Source organism: Streptomyces sp. BA2, assembly GCF_009769735.1.
In the GTDB taxonomy this organism is placed as follows: Bacteria; Actinomycetota; Actinomycetes; order Streptomycetales; family Streptomycetaceae; genus Streptomyces.
Genome location: NZ_WSRO01000002.1, coordinates 7,060,160 through 7,081,724, shown reverse-complemented (window position 1 = coordinate 7,081,724; position 21,565 = coordinate 7,060,160). Strand labels below are relative to the sequence as shown.

Genomic DNA, 21,565 nt, shown 5'->3' with positions numbered 1-21,565 from the left:
TTCTCATCCGTGGGCTGCCGAGAGTCTGTCTCGTCAAGCCCCTGCGGAAACCATCCTGCCCCGTGGCCGCACGGGGTCTGCGACTTTTAGTGTGCCCAACGGAAGCCAAACGGAACGGCTGATTCCGCTGATTGTCAGGTTCGACGGTATCGGGTGAAGAGGAACCCGGCCTCCTCCAGTACGGAAGCCAGCGCGAAGCGCGACGGCACCTCCACCGCGGACCCCCAGGCGATCCGCTGAGCGTCCCCCGCGGTGAGCATCGGGGACACCGTCAGACAGAGCTCGTCCAGGGCCCCCGCAGCCACGAACTGGCCGAGCAGCCGGGGCCCGCCCTCCGTGAGCAGCCGGGTCAGACCGCGCTCGGCCAGGGCGGGCGCGACCCGCTCGGGCTCGACCACCGCGCCCTCCCCCGCGATCACCACCACGGCGCCCGCCTTCTCGGCCGCCGCGACCCGGTCGGTGGGCGCCGCGGCGCCGGTCACCACCAGCGTGGGCACCAGGGGCGAGGTGAAGAGCGGAAGGGTGAAATCCAGGTCGAGGCTCGCGCTGACCACGGCGATCGCGGGCGCCACCGTCTGCCCGGCGGCCTCCCTGCGCTCGGCGAAGGCCTCACGCGCGCGTGCCGGTCTGTAACCCTCCTGGCGTACCGTCTCGGCGCCCACGACCACGGCATCGGCGACTGAGCGCAAGGTGCCGAAGATCCGCATGTCAGTGGCGTTCGAGATGGGGTGCGAACGGCCGTCGTGCTGGGCCGCCCCGTCCAGCGTGGACACCATGTTGGCGCGCAGCCAGGAGGTCTCGCCCGGAGGGTAGGCGTACGCGTCGGCCAGCTCCCCCAGCCCCCACTCTCGTACTGATGTTTCGTCTGTCTGGTCGGTCACAGGGAACAGGCGTCGCATGTCCAGCAGTCTTGCACGGCGCTTAGAGTTAGGGACCGTGTCGTCCTCCACCGCCGCCCCCGGGCAGAGCCCCATAGCCGAAGCGGCTCCCCTGTCGCTGTGCGCCCGCGAGCCCCATGTCCCCGCCGACCGTCTGGTCGCCGAGATGGTGCCGCCGCCGCGCTTCGACTCCGTCCGCTTCGATACGTACATCCCGGACCCGAACCAGCCGAGCCAGACCGAGGCCGTGCGGGTCCTGAGCGGCTTCGCGGCCGGGCTCGGCGGGGCGCACGCGTCCGGTGCGGGCAAGCGCCGCTGGTTCCAGAAGAAGCCCGCCGCCCCCACCGGACCCCGCGGTGTCTACCTCGACGGCGGCTACGGCGTGGGCAAGACCCACCTCCTCGCCTCCCTCTGGCACGCGACGCCCGCCGCGCCCGAGCAGAAGGCGTTCGGCACCTTCGTCGAGCTGACGAACCTGGTCGGGGCGCTCGGCTTCCAGCAGACCGTGCGCACCCTCAGCGGTCACCGGCTGCTCTGCATCGACGAGTTCGAGCTCGACGACCCGGGCGACACGGTGCTCGTCTCCTCGCTGCTCGCGCGGCTCGTCGAGGAGGGCGTCGCGCTCGCCGCGACCTCGAACACGCTGCCGGGCAAGCTCGGCGAGGGCCGGTTCGCCTCCGCCGACTTCCTGCGCGAGATCCAGGGTCTGGCCACCCACTTCAGGTCGCTGCGCATCGACGGCGATGACTACCGCCACCGGGGGCTTCCCCAGGCGCCCGCTCCGTACTCGGACGAGCAGGTCACCAAGGCCGCGTACGCGACCGACGGCGCGAGCCTCGACGACTTCCCGCAGCTGCTCGACCACCTCGCGCGCGTCCACCCCAGCCGGTACGGGGCGCTCACCGACGACCTCCGGGCCGTCTGCCTCACCGACGTCACGCCCGTACCCGACCAGTCGACCGCCCTGCGCCTCGTCGTGCTCGCCGACCGCCTGTACGACCGCGAGGTCCCCGTACTCGCCTCGGGTGTCCCCTTCGACCAGCTGTTCAGCGAGGACATGCTGAACGGCGGCTACCGGAAGAAGTACTTCCGGGCGATCTCGCGACTCACGGCGCTCGCGCGGGACGCGAAGGGACTCGTGCGTTCGTAGCGACTCACCTCTACGCGCGTGGTTCCCGCACGCCCGGGCGCGTGGTACACACATCCGGTCATGTTCCTGTCCGCCAGCAGGAGGTCGACCTTTTTATGTCCACGACACGACGTCAGGTGCTAGCCCGTACCGGTGCGGTGGGTGCGGGAATCGCCTTCACCGGCGCGCTCACGGAGCTGTTCGCCGGGAGCGCCGCCGCGCAGGGCAAGGCCGGGTACGGGCCGCTGGTGCCCGACCCCGCCGGTCTTCTCGATCTGCCGAAAGGTTTCCGCTACAAGGTGCTCTCGCGGGAGGGCGGCGCTCTGCCGTCCGGTGAGGGCAAGGTGCCGAGCAACTTCGACGGCATGGACGCGTTCCGCGGCAAGCGCGGCGGCGTCCACCTCGTCCGCAACCACGAGAACCGCCACAACGGAAGAACCCCCGTGCCCACGGTCAAGGGCCTCACCTACGACCCGATGGCCAAGGGCGGCTGTACGACGCTCGCGCTCGACCGCCACAACAACGTCCTGGGTGAGCGCGTCGCGATCGCCGGGACCGCGGTCAACTGCGCGGGCGGGCCCACCCCTTGGGGCACCTGGCTGACCTGCGAGGAGAACGAGGACAAGGCCGGCACGAACGGCTACACCAAGGACCACGGCTTCATCTTCGAGGTCGACCCCGTCGACCCGCACCGCACCGGAGCCGTGCCGCTCACCGCGATGGGCCGCTTCCAGCACGAGGCGATCGCCGTCGATCCACGACGTGGCGTCGTCTACGAGACCGAGGACGCCTTCCAGAAGCCCTTCGGCCTCTTCTACCGCTTCCTGCCCAAGAAGCCCGAGGGCGGCCGCGGTTCGCTCCGCGCGGGCGGCAAGCTGCAGGCCATGCGGGTGCCTGGTGTGCCCGACCTGTCCGCGATCCAGGAGACGGGCGCGTGCTTCGAGGGCATCGAATGGGCCGACGTACCGGACCCGCTCGCCGCCCAGACCCCCATCCGCCTCCAGGACTTCGGCCCCAAGGGCATCACGCACGCGCAGAAACTGGAGGGCTGCTACTGGGGCGGGAGCTCCGTCTACTTCGTGTCGTCCTTCGCGCACAGCGCGGAGGGCTCGGCGGCCGACCACTTCGGGCAGGTCTGGCGCTACGAACCGTCGAAGCGCCGCCTCACCCTGGTGATCGTCTTCGGCCCCAGCACCGACATCCAGCTGCCCGGCGAGTCCCCCGACAACATCTGCCTCGCGCCGAGCGGCGGCCTGATGGTGGCCGAGGACGGAGGAGGCGCCCAGCATGTGTACGGCCTGACGCGCCGGGGTGAGGTCTACGAGATGGCCCGCAACCGGCAGAACATCGGCACCCCCGAGGAGCCCGAGTGGGGCGAGTTCGCGGGCGTCTCGTTCTCACCGGACCGCGACACGATGTACGTCAACTGCTACACCCCCGGCACGACGTTCGCCGTGACGGGGCCCTGGCACCGGACCTGACCGGATGGGGTGCGCGGCTGCCCGCCGCGCACCCCGTGGGGCTAGGAGCCGATCACCGGATAGTGGTCGGACAGATTGGTGTATGTGTACTGCTTGCCCCAGCTGGAGACCGTCCAGGGCGCGCTCTGCTCCTTGACCACCTCGTTGCGCCAGGTGGCGGGGCGGGCGTGGCCCTTGCGGTGCAGGACGTAGTCGAGGTCCTCGCGGGGGTCGTCCGGGTAGCGCTCGGACGCGATGGAGTTGTCCTGGGTGTCGAAGGAGTACGGGTGGCCGCTGCGGCCGTCGGCGGGGGCGAAGCCTCCGTCGGCGAGCATCGAGGCGTACTCACCGCTGTGGGAGTCGACGTTGAAGTCGCCCGCCACGACGACCTGTTCGCCCGCCGGGATGTCCTTGGCGTCGAGGAAGGCGTCCATCTCCTTGAACTGCAGGGCGCGCGTCGCGGCCGCCTCGCCGGAGCCGCAGCCCGGGTCGGTGGACTGGGCGTGGGTGCCGACGACGTGCACCTTCGTGCCGTTGACGTTCAACTGGGCATAGACGAAGCCCTTGTTGGAGTACGAGTCGGCGCCACAGGCGTCCTTGTAGACGTACTGCTCCTTGCGCAGGATCGGCCACTTGCTCAGGACGGTCACTCCCCCGTCCTCCGGGGTCACCGACGAGTACGCGCCGCCGGTGGCGTCCCAGCCGTCCTTGCTCCGGCCCATGACGGGGGTCTGGTGCGGGTAGCGGTCCGCGGCGTTGGCCTTCAGCGCGTCGGACGAGGAGTTGTCGAAGGCCTCCTGGAGGACGACCACGTCCTTGCCCTGGAAGAAGTCCGCGGCCGGTATGGCCTTGGCGCGATGGTCCTGGCCCCAGTTCGGGTAGAGGTTCTTGCTGAACAGAAACGCGTTGTACGAGAGCACTTTGAGTGCGGGAGTGTCGACAGAGGCGGCAGGCGCGTCGGCGGCGGTCGCGGACGGGGCGACGGCGGCGAGCGTGGCCGCGGCGAGCACCGTGGTGATCGCGGCGGCGTGGGTCCTGCGCAGCGCTGGGTGCGGCACTGAGTCTCCTGAGAGTGGGGGGGTGGGCGTCGCATATCCAATCAGCCGCGATTACTTCTGGGGATACTTCACGTGAACAAAGATCCGCGACGGGGACGCGCCGATTTTGTGTGACCCGCCAGGACTCAAGTGGGCTGCGCTCAGGTGGCGTTGGGAGGCCGGGCGGTCACAGGTCGGCGAGCGCGCTCTCCACCGTGCCGAGCAGCGCCTGCCGGTCGTCCTGGACGCGGGCGAGGACGCGCAGGCCGTAGTACGTGCTCTGCACCCGGCGGGCGACGGTCCGCGCGTCGGCCGTGGAGCGGAGCTCGCCCGTGCGCCTGCCGTCCGTCACGACCGCGCGCAGTTCCTCCTCCACGCGGTCGAAGTTGCGCCGCACCGCGTCCTTGACCTCAGGGTCGAGCCCGGCGATCTCGACGGCCGCGTTGATCGCGAAGCAGCCGCGCCCGTCCGCCTCGTCGAGATCGGCGTCCACGGCATGGACCATCATGGCCCGCAGCCGCTCCTTCGCCGTGCCCTCTCCCCGCAGGATCTCGACCTGCTCGGCGGTGCTCGTCTCGTAGTAGCGCCGCAGTGCGCGCAGATACAGCTGACGCTTGCCGCCGAAGGTGTTGTAGAGGCTGGAGGGCCCGAGGCCGGTGCTGTCGCACAGCGCGCGCGTCGACGTGCCCTCGTAGCCGTGACGCCAGAAGGTGTCCATGGCCGCGCTGATGACGCGGTCCTCGTCGAACTCTCGTGGCCTGGCCATGGACCCCACAGTACGGGTTTTGGAATATACGTACAAAACACCGATGGTGCGTGACGCCGATGGTGCGTGGGCCTGTTCATGCGGCCACATGCGTACGTTCAAGGGGTTCCGTCACGACGTCCCGTTCCGCCCGCTGGAGCCGTGCCGCCCAGAGCACGGCCACCGCTCCGGCGGCGGCGAGTGCGGCGCCGACCCAGGCCACGGAGGCGTAGCCGAGTCCGGCGTCGATGGTCAGGCCGCCGAGGAGCGGGGCCAGGGTGTTGCCGACGTTGAACGCGGCCGTATTGGTGGCGCCGGCCAGCGTCGGGGCGGCCGGGGCGAGGGTGAACACCCGTGACTGGAGTGCGGGATTGGTGACGTACCCGACCAGCCCCAGGAGGAACACCAGCGCGATCACGACGCCCGTGGAACCTGCCGTCAGGGCGAGCAGCGCGGAGAAGAGCGCGAGCGCCCCGAGCCCAAGGCCGAGGGTCCGCAGGGGGTGCGTCTCGGCCGTGCGCCCGCCGATGAACAGGCCCACCATCCCGCCGACTCCGAACAGGGCCAGGACCGCCGGCACCCACCCCTCGGACACTCCGCTCACGTCGGTCAGGAGCGGCGCGAGATAGCTGAAGGTCACGATGACCGCGCCGAAGGTGAAGGCCGTGACGGCGTACGAGAGCCAGAGCTGAGGCCTCGCCATACCGCGCAGCTCCGCCTTCACCGACGTACGCCCGGCTTCGGACCGGCCGCCGGGGACGACGAGCAGCGTGCACAGGAGGCTGACCAGGGTGGCGGCGGCCACCGCCCAGAACGCGGCGCGCCAGCTGGAGTACTGGCTCAGCAGGGTGCCTGCCGGTACGCCGACGACCGTGGCCAGCGTCAGACCGCCCGCGACCACGGCGACCGCCTTCCCCTTGGCCGCGGGCGGCACGAGGGCGACCGCGGTGGCCACGGCCACGCCCCAGTACCCCGCGTACGCGAGGGCGCTGACCACGCGCGTGACGAAGAGGACCCCGTAGCCCGGCGCGAGCGCACCGATCACGTGGGCGACGACGAAGGCCGCCTGGAGGGAGACGAGGGCGGTCCGCCGGGGCCAGCTCAGGGTGGCCACCGCGAGCAGCGGGGCGCCGACGACCATGCCGATCGCGAAGGCCGAGATCAGCAGCCCCGCGTCCGGGATCGACACCCCCAGGTCGGCGGCCATGCCCGGCAGGAGGCCGGAGAGCATGAACTCCGAGGTCCCTTGGGTGAAGATGCCGAGCCCAACTATGTACACCGCAGGCGGCATTGATGCTCCTCCTGATCACTCGACCATATTTTGGAGCGAGCGCTCCAAAATCGACGATCAGGACGCTAGCACATTATGAATCGATCGCTTCAAAATGGGTGTGGCCAGTCGCTCCGATCAGTGCGGGGCGTGATCACAGCTCAGTGCGCGGCACGGTCACAAGGGCCCGCTTCGCCCGCCTCACGCTCGGCCGCACTGCGCAGCACGCAGAACTCGTTGCCCTCGGGGTCTCCCAACACTCCGTTCTAGCGGTTCTGGGGTGTGGCCATGGTGGCATCGGTGCTGGTCAAGGGCGAGACGAGCGGGAACGCGCTGGTCCCTACAGCGGACATGACGACTACCCGCAACCCCCTAGCCGGGACGGTGTACCAGACCGAGACCCTTCGGGGTGTGCGGTGTGTCCGGCTCTCCGTACTCACCGACGAGACCACCAGCCCCGAGCGGCAGCGCGAAGCCGATGACGCGATAGCCGCGGAACTCAACATCAGCTTTGGCGAGGGTGACGGGCTCCGCGAAGCCGTGGACCTTGATGTGTCCGCGAGCAAGGTTGCCCCGTTCGACTGTCCCGCGCTCGGCGGGTGGCTCTCCCGTCCGGACGAGTACGACGCCCTTGTGTGGTGGCGCTTTGACCGTGCCATCCGGTCCATGAGCGACATGCACGACCTTGCCAAGTGGGCTAAGGCGCACCGGAAGATGTTGGTTTTTGCCGAGGGCATCGGCGGGGGCAAGCTCGTCTTTGACTTCCGGAACCCCATGGACCCCATGGCGGAATTCCAAATGATGATGCTCGCCTTTGCCGCACAGGTGGAAGCGCAGAGCATCAAAGACCGCGTAACCGGCGCCATGGCAGCCATGCGCCGTATGCCGCTTCGGTGGCGGGGTGGTGGCCGTCCTCCGTACGGCTACATGCCCGCCCCCATGCCTAAAGAGCACGGCGGTATCGGCTGGACGCTCGTCCCGGACCCGGAAGCCGTGACGGTCATTGAGCGCATCGTCCGTGAGCTGTTGGAAGGCAAGACCGTTTCGGCAATCGCCGTGGGGCTCAACGCGGACAACATCCCGAGCCCGCGTGATCACTGGGCAGTGAAGATGCAGCGCGAAAAGGGCGGCAAGACCGGCGGGGCAAAGGGCTCACACACGGTGCGTGCTGTCTTCAAGTGGACCCCCGCCGTTATTACGCGGATGCTCCGCAACGAAACTTTGCTCGGCTGGAAGATGCACCGGGGCAAGCCCGTACGTGACCCCGAGGGCGACCCGGTCATGCAGACCGAACAGCCGATCATGACCCGTGAAGAGTTCGACCGGGTGGGGGCCGTGCTGGACTCCCGCAGCATCAATAACCGGGAACGGTCGGACACTGACGCACTGCTGTTGCGCGTGATCCACTGCGACTCTTGCGGGGGCCGCATGTACCTGTCCAAGCCGACCCGCAAGGGTGCGAGCGTCAGTGACTTCTACAAGTGCAACAGCCATGCGCGCGGAGACCTGTGCACGCTGCCCGCAAACATCAAGGCTGAGTGGGCGGACGAGCATGTGACCGCCGAGTTTCTGCGGGTGGTCGGCTCCGTCCAGACGACACACGTAGTCGAGATCCCCGGTTACGACCCGGAGCCCGAACTACTGGCCACGCTTGCCGAGTTCAACGACCACCAGGAACAGAAGGGGCGTCAGAAGTCCCGGCACGCTGCCGCTGCGTGGCAGGAACGGGCGGACGCGTTGGACGCGCGCATTGCCATGTTGGAGAACAGCGAGAAGCGCGAAGCACAGCGCATCGTGACCCCCACGGGGCGCACGTTCACGGACGAGTGGGCAGCCGCAGACACCGCGGGCCGACGAACCATGCTCATTGAAGCCGGGGTTCGGCTGGACGTACGACGCGGCACCCGTGGCGGGTGGCGGAAGCTCGACACGTCCCGCGTGGACTTCCACATGCGCGGAGAGCTGGACCCCGCCGCCGAAGCGGCTACGGCCAACGCTGCGGAGCAGGAAGCCGAGACCCGCAACGACGCACCCCCGGCACCGGGCAGCACGGTTCGGCTCGCCGAGCCCGCCCCCGAGCTGGTCCCCGTTGCCGAGCCCGTCCGCGAACTGGTGGCCGCGTAGCCCAGTACAGTTCGGCGCGCGGCTAGGTCATCCGTTATATGCGGTTGCAGTACAACTAGCCGCAAGAGCCCCGGTCGGTCCTCGGACTGGTCGGGGCTTTTTTGCGTTCTGGTGGCCGTGTGCCAAGTAGTCCCGCAAAGCTGATGCCTTTCCAGGTCAGCGCACAACGTAACTGTACAATTACGGAACGTCACTCACGCAGGGTGGCTGAGGCACCAGGAGGCACGTCGTGAGCGAAACTCAGTCCGACCGTAGCGCCGACGAGAGGCAGCACCTGCTCGACCTCTTCAAGCACATGGATGACGGGAGCGGCGTCGGCGAGAAAGATGTCGTGGAGCTGCTGAGAGGTGCGGGGCGAACCTCCTTCGCAGCGAATAGGGTGGTGATCCGGGCACCGAAGGGCGAGAACGGCAACTTCTCGCTTGAGAGCTTCACCCAAATGCTCGACGGCAAATACGACGCCTAAGAATCGCCCCGACCTAGCCCCGGTAGTCCACGTGACCGCCGGGGCCCTGCTGTGCCCACAGGCAGACGCACAGGCTCGCCGAGCGACAGCCGGGCCAGCGGGCGGAGCCATGGCGGTATGACGGTTAGAGGGGTTCTTTTGATTACGTCTAAAAAATAGAGAGAAAACCAAACAGCGCGTCCAACCATCACCCCGCCATGGTCGACCCCCCTCGGGAATCTGCTGGTCCCCACAACACAGTGAGAGCGGGATTACCGCGCACCCCACCAGCCCGGAAACGGCGGTCCGAGTGCCTGACTCTCACGAACAGCTCTGCCCGTGCAGCACGCACCCCGAGGGGTGGCCGCAGTGGTCGTGAGGCAGAGCGCGGGGAGATCACACCGCCCACCAGTAACCACCCCTTGGCCGGGGGTGCCGAACGGGGTTGCAAGCTCGTGTGATCTCCCCACAGTGTCCGGACCGGCCGAGCCGGCGAGGACGACCACCAGCCCACATGACCCAATGGCAGAGGTGCGCGGTACCGGCCCCCTCGGGGGGACCCGTACACAATCCGCAGAGTTCCCGGTTCGACTCCGGGTGTGGGCACGTCTCAGAGCTTGTCGTCGCGCTCGTATTCCATGTTTGCGTTGTCCGAGTCGTCTGTGTTGCTGTCCTTATCGTTCTGCTGCTCGTCCCGGTCCTCGCCGGTCACAACCTTCTTGGCCTGGTCGGCGGCCTCACCAATTCCGTCTTCGATGCCCATGGGGTTCTCCTCTGCTGGGACGTAAGCGTTCCCTTCCAAGCTGGTGCAGCCAACTGACGCACGCACGAGCACAGCACAGCGCTTAGCCCAAACGGGAGAACCGGCGCGGGCACTGTGCCTTTGACCAGCACATATGCCGTTCGCTCCGAGGGTGACAACGAGCACCAGGACGACGAGCTACAGGGGGTGCGGAACCGTGCGCTGTATCGACTGCACCGAGCCGGCGACGCACAGCGGACGCTGCGAGGAACACCACCAGGACTACGGCAAGCGGGCTTCGGTCCGTGCTCGGCGTGCTCGCCGTGCCGTGCTTGTTGCGGTGCACTCGGGGGCCGCTCGTCTCCGTGCTCTAGTCGGTGCCCATGGTGGTGCCCGCTGTGCACGGTGCGGGTTGCTCGTCCTCGCGGACGTGGTGGACGTGGACCACATGCAGCCGCTTGCACTCGGGGGCGAGGACACGGACGGCAACGTTCAACCGCTGTGTCGGGAGTGCCACCAGCTCAAGACCCGTACAGAGTTCGGCCCGTAAGGGCTGACTCAAGGGGCCAGACAGCCCGTTGCGGGGATCTCGGTGGGCACTCCCATGTTGGCGGGGTCAACGAGCGACGTGACGTCCTGGACAGCACAGTCCACGGTGGCTACGGGGTCGGGAACGGCACTGGCGGGAGACGCGAGGACTCCGAGGAGTGCGGTTCCGAGAGAGACAGCGGCAGCTACACGCTTGGTGTTGTTCATGCCCTGCCAACGATCTTGAACCTGTCGGGTTACGCCCCCGCACAGACACCGCCCTAGACCAGCCTTAACCCGGCTCGTCCTGGTGCGGAAGGGGTGTGGTGTAGGCGTGCACTCTGCCCCGAGTAAGCGCGGGTGGTTCCCGTGCTGAAACCGGGCGGTAGAGACGGTTCGATTCCGTCCACCCCGCGAACATGGCTCCGCCCCGGTGCAGAGTCGGCGCGCTGTACCGGGGCGGATTGGCCGTGAACGACTACTCGGCTTCCTTGTCAAACCCCGAGTTATGAGTACCTGGAAGGACCAGGCCGGGGAGAGCGCGACCGGCAGCCTTTGCGTCCTTGGTTGGCTTTGTGTCTTCAGGTTCCTCTGCGCCCTCGGGTTCCTCTGCACCCTCGGGTGACTTCAGAGCGTCTGACATGGCTCTCTCCAATCCTTCCGCCGGTTCGGTCCCTGTGATCATCCCATGACGGTCAGTCAATCTTCTACGCCCTTGACAGGAGGCGCCCCCCATGCCGCGCAAGCCCCGCCCCCCCGTGCTCTGTCCCCGGCTGCCCCGAACTCACCACGGGCGGACGCTGCCCGGCACATGCAAGGGGAGCCGAGCAACAGCGAGGGACGACCACGGCCAAGGGGTACGGCGTCCGATGGGAGCGCATCCGTAAGCGCTACCTGTATGCGCATCCGTGGTGCGTGCTCTGCTCTCGCACTGCGACGGTTGCCGACCACTTCCCCGAGTCACGGCGTGCGCTGGTCGCTCGGGGTGTCAGTGATCCGGACGCATGGTCTCGTCTGCGTCCGCTGTGCACGAAGTGCCATAACCGCGAGACCGCGAAACACCAGCCCGGCGGATGGGCAGCCGAGCGCGTCAAGCCTCGCCGCTCATGACGCCGACCAGGGGGTGACCCCCGCTCCCTCCCGCAAAAGAACGGCAGGGAGGCAAAAAACTCGCGTGGTTCATTTGAGCGTTTCTGTGAAAGGAGAGCGGCCGTGGCAGTGCCCGGACAGAAGCCGAAACCTCATATCCAAGCGGTCCGAGAGGGCACATTCCGCCAAGACCGCAATGCCGAGGGGGCCCGATGCAACCCCGCCGAGCCAATCGAACCCGGCTGGTCCGAGTTGCTTCCGGGCGACTCGTCCGAGGACGTGCGCGGTAAGACTGCCGATGTTTGGCGAGGACGATACCCGCCCTGGTGGTGGCAGCCGGACTATCCGACTCGCAGCGGGAAACGGCCATTGAGTATTGCCTGACTGTCGCTCGTCTGTGGCAGGCAGAGCGGGAGCTATCTCGTAACGGATTGGTAGTCGAGACGGAGCGCGGGAACGTCAAGAGTCCGTGGGTGACGATTGCCCACCAGTACCGGAGTCACTTCCGCTCGCTGGTGGGTGAGTTGGGGCTTAGCCCTGCATCGGCAACCCGGATCACCCCGCCCGACTTTGGTGGGGATGATGACGGAGACGTTCGCCCGTCCCGCTGGACGCACTGCGGGAACTCGGGCTCACCACGGACGAGATAGCCGAAGCGTGCCGCTCGCGCCCCATGGTGACTGCTACGCGAGTCTCACAGGCTCCATTCGCCTACTTCGACGCAGTGGCAGGCCACCCTTTGTGCGGGAATCCAGGGCCCCAAGAATAACCGGCGCTCATCCGATTCCGAATTTTGAAACCCCTAGTGAAGGACAACTATGGCACTCACCCTTGCCGAATCGGCAAAGCTCACCCTTGACCAGTTGCAGCGCGGGGTGGTTGAGACTTTCGTTCAGGAGTCCCCGATCCTTGACCGCCTGCCGTTGATTCAAGTTGAAGGGAGCGCATACAAGTACAACGAGGAATCCACCCTGCCCGGCGTCGCGTTCCGCGCCGTAAACGAGGCGGACCCGGAGAGTGTGGGTGCACTCAATCAGCGCGTTGAAACACTCGCCATCCTTGGCGGGGACGCGGACTTGGACAAGTTCATCATCCAGACACGCGGCAACCTGAACGACCAACGAGCCGTTCAGACTCACATGAAGATCAAGGCTGCATCGATTCACTTCTCCGACCAGTTCTTCAACGGCGATGTGACCGTGAATCCGAAGGGCTTCGACGGTCTACGCAAGAGGCTCATGGGAAACCAGGTGATCGACGCGAAGGGCGTGGGGCCCGTCGCCAGCGGCTACGACTTCTTCGACACCTTGGACGCTCTCACCGCGCAGGTGAGGGGGATCAGCGGATCGAACGGCGCGCTCTACATGAACGGCGCACTCCGGGCCAAGATAGTTTCCGGGTTCCGTCGGCTCGGTGGTGGTGAACTCCTGGTCAATGAGATAGCCGGGAAGCGCGCCACCATGTGGAACGGGGTCCCTCTGCTGGATGCGGGACAGCGACTCGACGGCACGGACGTGCTGCCGCTCACAACGGAAACGGGTGGCAAGGTGACCGGTGATATTTACGCCGTGCGTTTCGGCTCCTCCGAGGCGGATGCCGGGGTGTCCGGGTTGACCAATGGTGGAGTGCAGGCAACCGATTTGGGTGAGGCCCACGACAAGCCCGTCTACCGGACTCGTATCGACTTCTACTGCGGTCTCGCACTGTTCGGCGGTAAGGCCGCCGCACGGCTGACAAGCGTTATGAACGGCTGACAGAGCTGACAGTAAGGCCCCGTACTCATCTCCCTGTCCGGGGAGTTGGGTGCGGGGCTCTTCCCGATTCTGGCGGCGCATCTGATGATCTGGCGAGCGGTCCCGCTTGACTGATCAGAGTTGCCTGACTACGGCGGGGGCATACGCTTGACGTGAGGTGAGTGCCGATGTCCACAGGGTTGGCAGACAACGTCAGGAAGTTCCGCCGTACGACCGGACTGAGCCAAGAGGGCTTGGCTGAAGCGGCGGATCTCTCGCTGAGCACCGTGCGCAAGGCAGAGCAGGGCGGGCACCTCAGCATGGGCACGCTTGCTGCCCTTGCCCGCGCGCTGGGGGTCTCGACATCCGCCCTGTTCGCCACGGAAGCACCGAAGTCAGTACTTGGCACGGAGGATGAGGCGAACCGACGCTACCTGGCGGAGCTGAGGCGGGCTCTCATGCCTCCTGTCGGGCTCTCAGTGCCGCTGTCTGAACCCGGTGGCGCTGGGGAAGTGTCCGCCATCCGGCAAGGCGTGCAGGACGGTCACGCCCTCTACCAGGCCGACAGGTATACGTCTGTCGCACGGAAGTTGCCCGACCTGCTGCGGTCCTCCGAAGCCGCCGTTACCGCCCTCGAAGGCGAGGAGCAGCAGCACGCCACGATCGCGCGGGCTCATGCACTGTTGCTCACGGGTAAGTACCTGACTCAGGTTCGCCAGTACGACATGGCCTATTTCGCGCTCGCTGAAGCCATCCGCCTCGCCCGCGAAACTGGCCAGACTCAGCTGGCGGCAACGGGAGTTGTGGGGCTCTGCTGGCTCTTGCTGCGGCAGGACCGGTTCGAGGAGTCCGAACAGCTTGCGGCGCAGACAGCACAGGAGATCGAACCGCGCATGTCCGGAGCGACGCCCGCGAGCCTCGCGGTGTGGGGGGAACTGTGGCTGAGGGTCGCGGCGGCATCGGTACGCAACAACCGGCCGGACGTAGCGCAGGAAGCCCGCAGGAGGGCACGGACCGCCGGGGGCGCGCTGGACGGTGAACACGTCGACTTCCCCGCGCACTGGAGCGCGTTCGGTCCCGTGACCGCTGAGGCGAAAGCCGTTGAGGACCTGTCGCTGATCGGTGATGCGCGAGGCGTGCTCCGTCGGGCCGACGACGGACCCCTGAGCGCCAAAGCAGTGCGGAATTACGGGACATTGAGCACCAACAACTGGGGCCGTCACCGGCTGGACGTCGCCCGTGCCCATGTCGTGCTCGGGTCGCACCAGGACGCCATGGACGAGCTGACCCGCATCCGCCGTACGTCCAGCGAGTGGATGACCCATCAGCCCATGGCTCGGCGCGTGATGGCGGACATCCTCAAGACCCGTAAGCGGATCCTGACGGAAGACATGCGCAGCATGGCGGCACATCTTCGGGTTGCCGGGTAGGCGCTGCGGAGCGTGGTAGTTCGCTTGGGCAAGGAGATGAACTACTGCTGTGGGCGCGTGGATTGAGCTTCTGCGCGCCCGTAGGTTCCCTCTGCCGAGTAGCCACCAGAGGGGGCCCAAGCGATGCAGAGAACGGATAGCGACCGGCAGCGGCGGCGCGACCTTGCCGATGTGTCCACGGGGCGCCGTCCCCGGTTACTGCCCTGGACGACGGAGGACGGCAAGAGGTGCTTACTGAGCACCGACGACGAAGACGGGTTCATGTCCCGCCTTGCCGACAACTTCGAAGCCGTGCAGCTCGCCATGGGCGCGGACACGCTTACGGAAGCGTCCAAGGTGCTGGACGATCCCATGTCCACTCATGCCGAGGTGCGGTACACACTGCTGCGTCTGACGGAGTGCCTGACTGACGCACTGCGGATCGCAGAGAGCCGAGGACTTCGCCTGTCCGTGCCCGAGAGCGAGGTGGGTGAAGAAGATGACGAAGCCGCCGACAGCCCCGAACAACCTGCTGAGGCGTCCCCATGAGTCGTGCCGTTCTACGCTACGTCCCCCACACGATCTGCCATGAACCAGAAGGCGGAGTCACCTTCGAAGCCTTCTGCGTGACCCCCGGCTGTGAGGAAAACTCCGGGGCTCAGGAAGAGCAGGAAATGGCGCAGGACTGGTGTCTGCGCCACACCGGCCGCACTGGTCATGACCTCTTCCGTCGCGTCGTGACCGATCACGCCCGCGTGACCCGGGACGAGTAGAGACCCCGGGCCGCTGGACCGCGAGCACCATCCAGCGGCCCGGCACCGCCCCGTTCATACCCCTCCCCCCGTGGCGCGTGGGCGGGGCTTGCGCATTGTCTTGGTGTCAGCTCTCGTCAGCTAGGTGCCGATCCTCACCGACGACCAGGCCGCGGACATCGTGACCGCCGTTAAGTCGTCGTTCTGCCGCTGACCAGCAACAAAGAGGCCCCCTCCCAAAGTTGGGGCGGGGCGTTCTGCTGTTCTGTGGCGGGCGGGCCGGTATCGTAGAACTGGTAGTTAGAGGTGTTGGGGTCGGTGAAGACCACCCAGCCGGTGCCGTCGGCATTGCGGCGGTCCGCCACCACCGCCGCGCCCAGCGCCAGGAGCCGTTCCACTTCCGCGTCGCGGGTGCTCTCGGGCTGGAGACAGACATGGACGCGGTTCTTCTGGGTCTTGGGCTCGGAGACCTCGGCGAAGTAGAGGTGGATTCCGGTGGGCAGGGCGATGGCCGCGGTCGATTCGCCGGGGAGGTCGTCGTCGTTGAGCGGGTGGCCCACCACCTTGCTCCAGAACTGGGCCAGTTCGTACGCGTCGGCGCAGTCGAAGGCGACGTTGAAGAGGGTCGAGCGCATGGGTGGGCCCTTCGTCCGTGACGGTGCCGTCGTTGTCAGTGGCGGATGCCATTGTGATCACCATGAGCCCCCAGAGCAGCCCAATTGGCCCGCCGAGCCCGCTGAGCCCGCTGAGCCCGCTGAGCCCGCCCGAAGCCAACCCGCTGGCCTTGACCGGCATCGATGCCGCGCTGCGTACCGCGTGGTCCGCCGACACCTGCTCGCCCGACGACGCGGCCCGCGCTCCGTGGACCGCCGACAACCCGGCCTGGGGTCACTGCGACATCACCGCGATCGTGGTGCACGACATATTCGGCGGCGAGTTGCTGGTCGGCGAGGTGCGGTCGGCCGACGGCGAGCAGCAGGGCTTCCACTGGTGGAACCGCCTGGCGAGCGGCGTCGAACTGGACCTGACGCGCGAGCAGTTCCTGCTGGGCCAGCGGATCACGGCGCCGCGAGCCGTGGAGCGGCCGCCAGGTCGGCTGCCGCGCCGTCAGGAGGAGTACGAACTGCTGCGGCAGCGGTTCACCGAGGCGATACCCCTGGCACCGGCCGCACCCGGTGGCTGGACTCCCTGACCTCGATGTGCGCCGTCGACCGCCCGTGCACCGCGGGCGGCGTCGCCGGCTCGCGGATGAGGCGGTCGACGAGGGCGGCCACCTCGGCGGGCGGGGGGAGTTCGATGCGTACGCTCGTCAGCCTCGGCCGCAGCAGCCTGCCGAGCAGCAGATCGTCCGCGCCGACGACGGCGACCTCTCCGGGGACGTCGATGCCGGCGTCCTGCAAGGCTCGCATCAGGAGCATCGCGTACTCGTCGTTGTAGGCGACCACCGCGTCCAGGCCCAAGTCCCGCCAGCTGGCGGCCAGTTCGGCCGCCGATTCCTCGGTGTAAGCCAGCTCGACCGGCTGCACGCGCGCTTCGGGATACGCGGCGGCAGCGGACCGGACGCCTTCGAGGCGCGGCGTGCTGAACATGCCGAGGCCGTGCTCGACCGGGACGACGACGCCGATACGCCGATGCCCGCCCGCCAGGAGATGCGCACCGGCCACGGCGCCGACCTCCGCCTGGTCCATGGCGATGCCGTGCGCGCCGGGCGCGGGCGGCGGCCCGTAGGAGACGACCGCTGAAGTGCCCGAGCGCTTCAGCGTCGCGACGGACGCCTCGTCGAGCGGTGCGCCGATCGTGGCGATGACGGCGGCGGGCCGCAGCTCGGCCCAGGCGCGGGCGGCGTCCTTCGGGGTGTCCCCCGCACTGGCGCCGTGCAGGACACCGGTGTGCCCGTACGCCTGCAACTCCGTCTGGAACGCGGCGACGAAGCCCGTGAAGAGCGCCCCGAACACGGGCACCGCATCGGCGGGCACAGCGATCAGGACGAGTCCGCTGCTGCCGGAGCGCAAGGAGCGGGCGGCGGCGTGCGGAACGTATCCGAGCTCCTCGGCGGACGCTCGGACCTTCTCCTGCGTGGCGTCGCTGACGCGCCCCGCGGCCAAGCCGTTCAGGACGTAGCTGACGGTCGCACGTGAGACACCGGCGTGCCGGGCGACGGAAGTGCTGGTGGGGGGCGAGGCGCTGCCCCGCTGGGGGCCCGAGCTTTCGGTCATCCTGCTGCGCATCCTTTCACGGCGGCTTTTCCGGCCGCTTTTTCCCGGTTGCCTTCCGGGCTGCTTTGCCAGCTGCTTTCCCGGCTGCTTCCCGGCTGCTTTTCCGGCTCAGGCTCTGGTGCGGGCGCGGGGTGAGTGCTAGGAATGCACTTACACGTGTCAAGTTACACGTGTCACCACCCCTTCGGTCATCACGACCGACCTTCTGAGGAGGAGGGCAACGTGGCCCTTTCCGCTCACCAGGATCAGACTCCCCCGGCTGCCACGCCCCGGGCCCCGCACCCCGGCGAGGGCGAGGGCGAGGGCGAGGGCGACGGCGGAGGCGGAGGCGACAGCGACGGCCGGTCCGGCACCCCGCGCGGCCTCATGCCCCTCCTGACCTTGGCCAACACCGCGATGTACGCGCTCTACGTGGGTGTCGGAAGCGTGCTGCTACCGCTCCAGATCGAGCACATCGACAAGGCGGACAAGGTCGCCGTACTGGGCCTCGTCAGCGGGGTCAGTGCCGTCTTCGCCACCGTCTTCAACCCCGTGGCGGGCGCACTCTCCGACCGCAGCGGGCGCCGCAATCCCTGGATCCTCGGGGGCGGCGTCGCGGCCGTCGGCGCGATGGCCCTGCTCGGCGGAGTCCAGACGGTGCTGCTCGTGACGATCGCCTGGTGTCTCGGCCAGGCCGTGATGAACGTCTTCCAGGCCGCGCTCACCTCGGTCGTCCCCGACCGCGTGCCGCTCGCCGCCCGCGGCAGGGCGTCCGCGGCCGTCGGCATCGGACTGCCGATCGGCTCGACCCTCGGCGCGCTCATCGGCTCGGCCTTCGCCGACCACCTCAGCACCGGATATCTGGTGCTCGGCCTGTTCGTGGCGCTCTCGGCGGCCTTGTTCACCGTCTTCGCGCGCGAGAAGCCGAAGTCGCCCGCGCGGCAGTCGGACGCGCACGCGCCGGTCCCGGTCAAGAACGCGCCGGTCCCGGTCAAGAAGCAGTTCGCGGCGTTCCTCGGCGCCCTGCGCCACCGCGACTTCCGCTGGGCGTTCATCGGGCGCGCACTGCTCGTGCTCGGCTACTTCTGCGTCTTCGGCTACCAGCTCTACATCCTGCAGGACCACATCGACCTGCCGTCCGGCATGGAGCCCGAGGACGCCGTCGCCGTCCTCGCGCCCGTCAGCGCGGTCGCGATGGCCGTGTCCACCGTCGTCGGCGGTGTGCTCTCGGACCGGATGGACCGGCGCAAGCTGTTCGTCGCCGCCTCCGCGACGATCTCCGCGGTCGCCCTCGTCATCCCCGCCGTCTCGCCGACCTGGACCGCGATGATCGTCTACGCCGCTCTCAACGGCCTCGGCTTCGGCTGTTTCATGGCCGTCGACAACGCGCTGGTGTCCATGATCCTGCCGAGCGCCGATGACGCGGCCCGCGATCTCGGCGTCCTGAACATGGCGCAGGCGGGCCCACAGATCCTGGCCCCGTTCGTCGCCTCCGTCATCGTCTCGCTCTGCGGAGGCGGTCAAGGCGGCGGCTACACGGCCCTGTTCGTCGCGGGCGCCGTCCTGTCCGTCCTCGGCGCGCTCGCGGTCCGCCCCATACGCGGCGTTCGCTGAGGAATTGGCCGGTCGGAGCCGCAGTTCGCGTACGAGAAGCAAGCAAGAACGCGCAACGCGGGAACGCAAGCACGCTAGATAGCCAGATGGCTAGATAGCTAGACCGCTAGACCGCTAGAAAGCAGGTATCACCATGAAGTTGAACACCCGCGAATGGGGCACCGGCGACCGCGTCGCCGTCCTGGTCCACGGCATCATGTCGGACCACCGCACCTGGCGCCGCCTGGGCCCCGCCCTCGCCGACAAGGGCTACCGGGTGATCGGCGTCGACCTGCGCGGGCACGGGGCGAGCGGGCGGGGCGCGTACAGCCCGGAGATCTTCGCGGACGACCTGATCGACACGGTGCCGAGCGGGGTTGAGCTCGCGGTCGGGCACTCGCTGGGCGGGATGGCGCTGGCCCTCGCGGTGGAGCGGCTCGCACCGGCACGGGCCGTCTACTCCGACCCGGCGTGGGCACTCGGCGCGGCGGGCGTGGACCCTGCCGTGTTCGTCGAGTTCCGGAACGCGACCCGGAGGACGATCGCGAACCTGAATCCGCGCTGGGAGGAGGCCGACATCGACATCGAGGTCGCCACGCTGGCCGCCTGGGACCCGGACACCGCGCTCGCCCTCTCCGGACCGAACGCCGTCGACCGCACGCCCGCCGCGCCGGTGGTCCCGTCGCTGGTGCAGGTCGCGGACCCCAGTTTCCTCGTGTCCGACGAGCTGAAGGGGGAGTTGGAGCGGCGCGGGTTCGAGGTACGGACGGTCAAGGGCGCAGGACACACCATCCACCGCGACAACTTCGACGCGTACATGGGGTCGCTGGACGGCTGGGTCTAGGAGGCCGCGTGGCTTTTCCTCCTCCGAGAGGCCGCGCCACAGAGGCACCCATCCGTCACGTGAGGGACTTCCGGGCCCGCGCCCGGTACTCGTCCAGAAACCCCACCGCGAGGGCCGACAGCGCCGCTGCCAGGGCGAAGGCGGCGGCCAGTACGTTCAGCGGGCCGTAGGGGCCGTCGGCCTCGACGACGCGGCCGCCGTCCAGCAGACAGTCGAAGCCCAGCGGGAAGTAGGACGGTTCGTGCCCGGCGAGTTGGTCGAGCGTGCCGGGCGGAAGTGACCGGCAGGGAGCCGCCGGGGAGGACCCCGCGCCCGACTCGGCCTCGCTCGCGTCCCACTGGACCAAGCCGAGCCCGATCGTGTACGCGATGACGGCTGCGGCAGCCGCCATGCCCGCGCTCCAGAGGAGCAGGTCCCTGGGGCAGTCCGGTCGGCGCCCCGGGAGGACGACCGATATCAGCTTCACCACGACCGCGATGACCCAGAGCGGTACGGCGAGCATGGCGCCGTACATCAGCAGGACGAACATGTTGCGGCTGCCTTTCGGGCGTTTCCCGACTCTTTCCGTCCGGTGGTTCGTCCGTCCGGGGCAGCGCGGGGCAGCGCGGCCCGCACCTCACCATTTCATCCTTTTTATGCCGATACGTTCGCCAGATGATCGCCCCGACACGGACACTGACCGCGCAGAGACCGGCCACGAAGAGACCTGCTACGAAGAGACCGAGGGCCCGGAGGCTGACCGCCGCCGGCGCCCTGACCGCCCTCACCCTCACCGCACTCGCCGCCTGCGGCACGGACCCCGAGCCGGGCGGCCGCGACCAGCCATCGCGACCCAAGGCAAGCGCCCCGCCCCGCCCCGCGACCCTCGCCCCCGGCCCCGCGGGCCTCACCCCCGTCTTCAAGAACGCCCCCCGCACCCCGGCATCCGCCACCCCCACCGTCGCCCTCACCTTCGACGCAGACATGACCGCCGACCAGGGGCCGCGCGCCGCGGCGGGTGAGCGGTTCGACAATCCGGCGCTGGTGTCGACGCTGCGTCGGCTGAAGGTGCCCGCGACGTTCTTCATGACGGGGCGGTGGGCCGAGGAGTACCCGGCGCAGGCCAAGGACATCGGCCGGGACCCGCTCTTCGAGGTCGCCAACCACTCGTACAGCCACTACGCCTTCACCGACCGCTGCTACGGCCTGCCGACCGTCCCCGCGTCCCGCATGCGCGCCGACGTGGAGCGCGCCTTCGCCGCCTTCCGCAAGGCGGGCGTCGAGCGCCAGGTCCCGTACTTCCGCTTCCCTGGCGGCTGTTACGACAAAAAGGCGCTGCGCGCGCTCGCTCCTGGCGGTGTCACGGCCGTGCAGTGGGACGTGGTGAGCGGCGACGCCTTCGCGACGGACGCCGACGCGGTGGCCCGGCAGGTGCTCGACGGGGTGCGGCCCGGCTCGGTGGTCGTCATGCACTGCACGCGCAGCGCGGCTCCCACGACGGAGCGTGCCCTGCGGACCATCGTCCCCAAACTGCGCGAGCGCGGCTTCCGGTTCGTCCGGGTGTCGGAGCAGATCCGGGCGGCGGGGGCCTCTCACTCGCGCGGCTAGGCTGC

General features: G+C 68.4%; 22 protein-coding genes and 1 tRNA gene. 15 read left to right on the top strand and 8 right to left on the bottom strand.

Going from position 1 to position 21,565, the window contains the following annotated elements; translation table 11 throughout:
* Positions 1-134 precede the first annotated feature (134 nt).
* Positions 135-899 carry a pyrimidine reductase family protein gene (locus tag E5671_RS34625; protein ID WP_237330296.1) on the bottom strand — a complete coding sequence of 255 codons (765 nt, stop codon included), beginning with the start codon at positions 897-899 and terminating at the stop codon, positions 135-137.
* A gap of 37 nt (positions 900-936) precedes the next feature.
* Between E5671_RS34625 and zapE the strand changes: the two genes are divergently transcribed.
* Positions 937-2,028, top strand: coding sequence for a cell division protein ZapE (gene zapE, locus E5671_RS34620; protein ID WP_160507788.1), 1,092 nt, complete (start codon positions 937-939; stop codon positions 2,026-2,028).
* 95 nt (positions 2,029-2,123) lie between these two features.
* Entirely contained in the window at positions 2,124-3,488 is a 1,365-nt protein-coding gene (locus tag E5671_RS34615) for an alkaline phosphatase PhoX (RefSeq protein ID WP_160507787.1), read from the top strand.
* A gap of 41 nt (positions 3,489-3,529) precedes the next feature.
* Here E5671_RS34615 and sph read toward each other — a convergent pair whose 3' ends face one another.
* The 3 genes from sph to E5671_RS34600 all read right to left on the bottom strand — a co-directional run bounded on the left by sph (position 3,530) and on the right by E5671_RS34600 (position 6,540).
* Complete coding sequence (sph, locus tag E5671_RS34610) at positions 3,530-4,525, bottom strand: sphingomyelin phosphodiesterase (protein WP_160507786.1); 996 nt, start codon at positions 4,523-4,525, stop codon at positions 3,530-3,532.
* A 166-nt stretch (positions 4,526-4,691) separates the two neighbouring features.
* Entirely contained in the window at positions 4,692-5,270 is a 579-nt protein-coding gene (locus E5671_RS34605) for a TetR/AcrR family transcriptional regulator (RefSeq protein ID WP_160507785.1), read from the bottom strand.
* Positions 5,271-5,346: 76 nt separating this feature from the next.
* Complete coding sequence (locus E5671_RS34600; RefSeq protein WP_160507784.1) at positions 5,347-6,540, bottom strand: Cmx/CmrA family chloramphenicol efflux MFS transporter; 1,194 nt, start codon at positions 6,538-6,540, stop codon at positions 5,347-5,349.
* 330 nt (positions 6,541-6,870) lie between these two features.
* On the opposite strand from E5671_RS34600, the gene E5671_RS34595 reads away from it, so the two are divergent.
* The 3 genes from E5671_RS34595 to E5671_RS34585 all read left to right on the top strand — a co-directional run bounded on the left by E5671_RS34595 (position 6,871) and on the right by E5671_RS34585 (position 9,694).
* Positions 6,871-8,643 (top strand): recombinase family protein, encoded by a 1,773-nt coding sequence (locus E5671_RS34595; protein ID WP_160510591.1) that lies wholly within the window; start codon positions 6,871-6,873, stop codon positions 8,641-8,643.
* Between the two features lie 229 nt (positions 8,644-8,872).
* Positions 8,873-9,109, top strand: coding sequence for a hypothetical protein (locus E5671_RS34590; protein ID WP_160507783.1), 237 nt, complete (start codon positions 8,873-8,875; stop codon positions 9,107-9,109).
* Between the two features lie 487 nt (positions 9,110-9,596).
* A tRNA-OTHER gene (locus E5671_RS34585) sits at positions 9,597-9,694 on the top strand.
* A 4-nt stretch (positions 9,695-9,698) separates the two neighbouring features.
* On the opposite strand, the gene E5671_RS34580 is transcribed toward E5671_RS34585, so the two are convergent.
* Positions 9,699-9,851 carry a hypothetical protein gene (locus E5671_RS34580; RefSeq protein ID WP_160507782.1) on the bottom strand — a complete coding sequence of 51 codons (153 nt, stop codon included), beginning with the start codon at positions 9,849-9,851 and terminating at the stop codon, positions 9,699-9,701.
* Between the two features lie 133 nt (positions 9,852-9,984).
* On the opposite strand from E5671_RS34580, the gene E5671_RS47480 reads away from it, so the two are divergent.
* The 6 genes from E5671_RS47480 to E5671_RS34550 all read left to right on the top strand — a co-directional run bounded on the left by E5671_RS47480 (position 9,985) and on the right by E5671_RS34550 (position 15,362).
* Entirely contained in the window at positions 9,985-10,380 is a 396-nt protein-coding gene (locus tag E5671_RS47480; RefSeq protein ID WP_202121375.1) for an HNH endonuclease, read from the top strand.
* Between the two features lie 1,369 nt (positions 10,381-11,749).
* Positions 11,750-12,097 carry a P27 family phage terminase small subunit gene (locus E5671_RS47825; RefSeq protein ID WP_443032737.1) on the top strand — a complete coding sequence of 116 codons (348 nt, stop codon included), beginning with the start codon at positions 11,750-11,752 and terminating at the stop codon, positions 12,095-12,097.
* A 168-nt stretch (positions 12,098-12,265) separates the two neighbouring features.
* On the top strand, positions 12,266-13,201 hold the full coding sequence (locus tag E5671_RS34565; protein WP_160507779.1) for a major capsid protein: 936 nt from the start codon (positions 12,266-12,268) through the stop codon (positions 13,199-13,201).
* 167 nt (positions 13,202-13,368) lie between these two features.
* On the top strand, positions 13,369-14,610 hold the full coding sequence (locus tag E5671_RS34560; protein ID WP_160507778.1) for a helix-turn-helix domain-containing protein: 1,242 nt from the start codon (positions 13,369-13,371) through the stop codon (positions 14,608-14,610).
* Between the two features lie 123 nt (positions 14,611-14,733).
* Entirely contained in the window at positions 14,734-15,138 is a 405-nt protein-coding gene (locus E5671_RS34555) for a hypothetical protein (RefSeq protein ID WP_237330294.1), read from the top strand.
* On the top strand, positions 15,135-15,362 hold the full coding sequence (locus E5671_RS34550) for a DUF7848 domain-containing protein (protein ID WP_160507777.1): 228 nt from the start codon (positions 15,135-15,137) through the stop codon (positions 15,360-15,362). The genes E5671_RS34555 and E5671_RS34550 overlap by 4 nt, the downstream gene beginning before the upstream one ends.
* 170 nt (positions 15,363-15,532) lie before the next feature.
* Here E5671_RS34550 and E5671_RS34545 read toward each other — a convergent pair whose 3' ends face one another.
* Positions 15,533-15,976 (bottom strand): VOC family protein, encoded by a 444-nt coding sequence (locus E5671_RS34545; protein WP_160507776.1) that lies wholly within the window; start codon positions 15,974-15,976, stop codon positions 15,533-15,535.
* 62 nt (positions 15,977-16,038) lie between these two features.
* Between E5671_RS34545 and E5671_RS34540 the strand changes: the two genes are divergently transcribed.
* A complete protein-coding gene (locus E5671_RS34540; protein WP_237330293.1) occupies positions 16,039-16,533 on the top strand; it encodes a YunG family protein in 495 nt (164 codons plus the stop codon).
* Here E5671_RS34540 and E5671_RS34535 read toward each other — a convergent pair.
* Positions 16,481-17,557: a LacI family DNA-binding transcriptional regulator gene (locus E5671_RS34535; protein WP_160507775.1), complete on the bottom strand. Its 1,077-nt coding sequence runs from the start codon at positions 17,555-17,557 to the stop codon at positions 16,481-16,483. The genes E5671_RS34540 and E5671_RS34535 overlap by 53 nt on opposite strands.
* A 222-nt stretch (positions 17,558-17,779) precedes the next feature.
* Here E5671_RS34535 and E5671_RS34530 point away from each other — a divergent pair, with 222 nt between their 5' ends.
* Positions 17,780-19,150, top strand: coding sequence for an MFS transporter (locus E5671_RS34530; RefSeq protein ID WP_336605925.1), 1,371 nt, complete (start codon positions 17,780-17,782; stop codon positions 19,148-19,150).
* 133 nt (positions 19,151-19,283) lie between these two features.
* Complete coding sequence (locus tag E5671_RS34525; RefSeq protein ID WP_160507774.1) at positions 19,284-19,973, top strand: alpha/beta fold hydrolase; 690 nt, start codon at positions 19,284-19,286, stop codon at positions 19,971-19,973.
* 55 nt (positions 19,974-20,028) lie between these two features.
* On the opposite strand, the gene E5671_RS34520 is transcribed toward E5671_RS34525, so the two are convergent.
* Complete coding sequence (locus E5671_RS34520; RefSeq protein WP_160507773.1) at positions 20,029-20,502, bottom strand: hypothetical protein; 474 nt, start codon at positions 20,500-20,502, stop codon at positions 20,029-20,031.
* Positions 20,503-20,627: 125 nt separating this feature from the next.
* Between E5671_RS34520 and E5671_RS34515 the strand changes: the two genes are divergently transcribed.
* Positions 20,628-21,560: a polysaccharide deacetylase family protein gene (locus E5671_RS34515; RefSeq protein WP_160507772.1), complete on the top strand. Its 933-nt coding sequence runs from the start codon at positions 20,628-20,630 to the stop codon at positions 21,558-21,560.
* Positions 21,561-21,565: the final 5 nt, after the last annotated feature.

Excerpts from the sequence above, each read along its gene's own strand:
- E5671_RS34625 (WP_237330296.1), bottom strand. The coding sequence starts at position 899 with ATGCGACGCCTGTTCCCTGTGACCGACCAGACAGACGAAACATCAGTA.
- E5671_RS34615 (WP_160507787.1), top strand. The coding sequence starts at position 2,124 with ATGTCCACGACACGACGTCAGGTGCTAGCCCGTACCGGTGCGGTGGGT.
- E5671_RS34605 (WP_160507785.1), bottom strand. The coding sequence starts at position 5,270 with ATGGCCAGGCCACGAGAGTTCGACGAGGACCGCGTCATCAGCGCGGCC.
- E5671_RS34600 (WP_160507784.1), bottom strand. The coding sequence starts at position 6,540 with ATGCCGCCTGCGGTGTACATAGTTGGGCTCGGCATCTTCACCCAAGGG.
- E5671_RS34595 (WP_160510591.1), top strand. The coding sequence starts at position 6,871 with ATGACGACTACCCGCAACCCCCTAGCCGGGACGGTGTACCAGACCGAG.
- E5671_RS34580 (WP_160507782.1), bottom strand. The coding sequence starts at position 9,851 with ATGGGCATCGAAGACGGAATTGGTGAGGCCGCCGACCAGGCCAAGAAG.
- E5671_RS47480 (WP_202121375.1), top strand. The coding sequence starts at position 9,985 with ATGCCGTTCGCTCCGAGGGTGACAACGAGCACCAGGACGACGAGCTAC.
- E5671_RS34565 (WP_160507779.1), top strand. The coding sequence starts at position 12,266 with ATGGCACTCACCCTTGCCGAATCGGCAAAGCTCACCCTTGACCAGTTG.
- E5671_RS34560 (WP_160507778.1), top strand. The coding sequence starts at position 13,369 with ATGTCCACAGGGTTGGCAGACAACGTCAGGAAGTTCCGCCGTACGACC.
- E5671_RS34555 (WP_237330294.1), top strand. The coding sequence starts at position 14,734 with ATGCAGAGAACGGATAGCGACCGGCAGCGGCGGCGCGACCTTGCCGAT.
- E5671_RS34550 (WP_160507777.1), top strand. The coding sequence starts at position 15,135 with ATGAGTCGTGCCGTTCTACGCTACGTCCCCCACACGATCTGCCATGAA.
- E5671_RS34545 (WP_160507776.1), bottom strand. The coding sequence starts at position 15,976 with ATGCGCTCGACCCTCTTCAACGTCGCCTTCGACTGCGCCGACGCGTAC.
- E5671_RS34540 (WP_237330293.1), top strand. The coding sequence starts at position 16,039 with ATGAGCCCCCAGAGCAGCCCAATTGGCCCGCCGAGCCCGCTGAGCCCG.
- E5671_RS34535 (WP_160507775.1), bottom strand. The coding sequence starts at position 17,557 with ATGACCGAAAGCTCGGGCCCCCAGCGGGGCAGCGCCTCGCCCCCCACC.
- E5671_RS34525 (WP_160507774.1), top strand. The coding sequence starts at position 19,284 with ATGAAGTTGAACACCCGCGAATGGGGCACCGGCGACCGCGTCGCCGTC.
- E5671_RS34520 (WP_160507773.1), bottom strand. The coding sequence starts at position 20,502 with ATGTTCGTCCTGCTGATGTACGGCGCCATGCTCGCCGTACCGCTCTGG.
- E5671_RS34515 (WP_160507772.1), top strand. The coding sequence starts at position 20,628 with ATGATCGCCCCGACACGGACACTGACCGCGCAGAGACCGGCCACGAAG.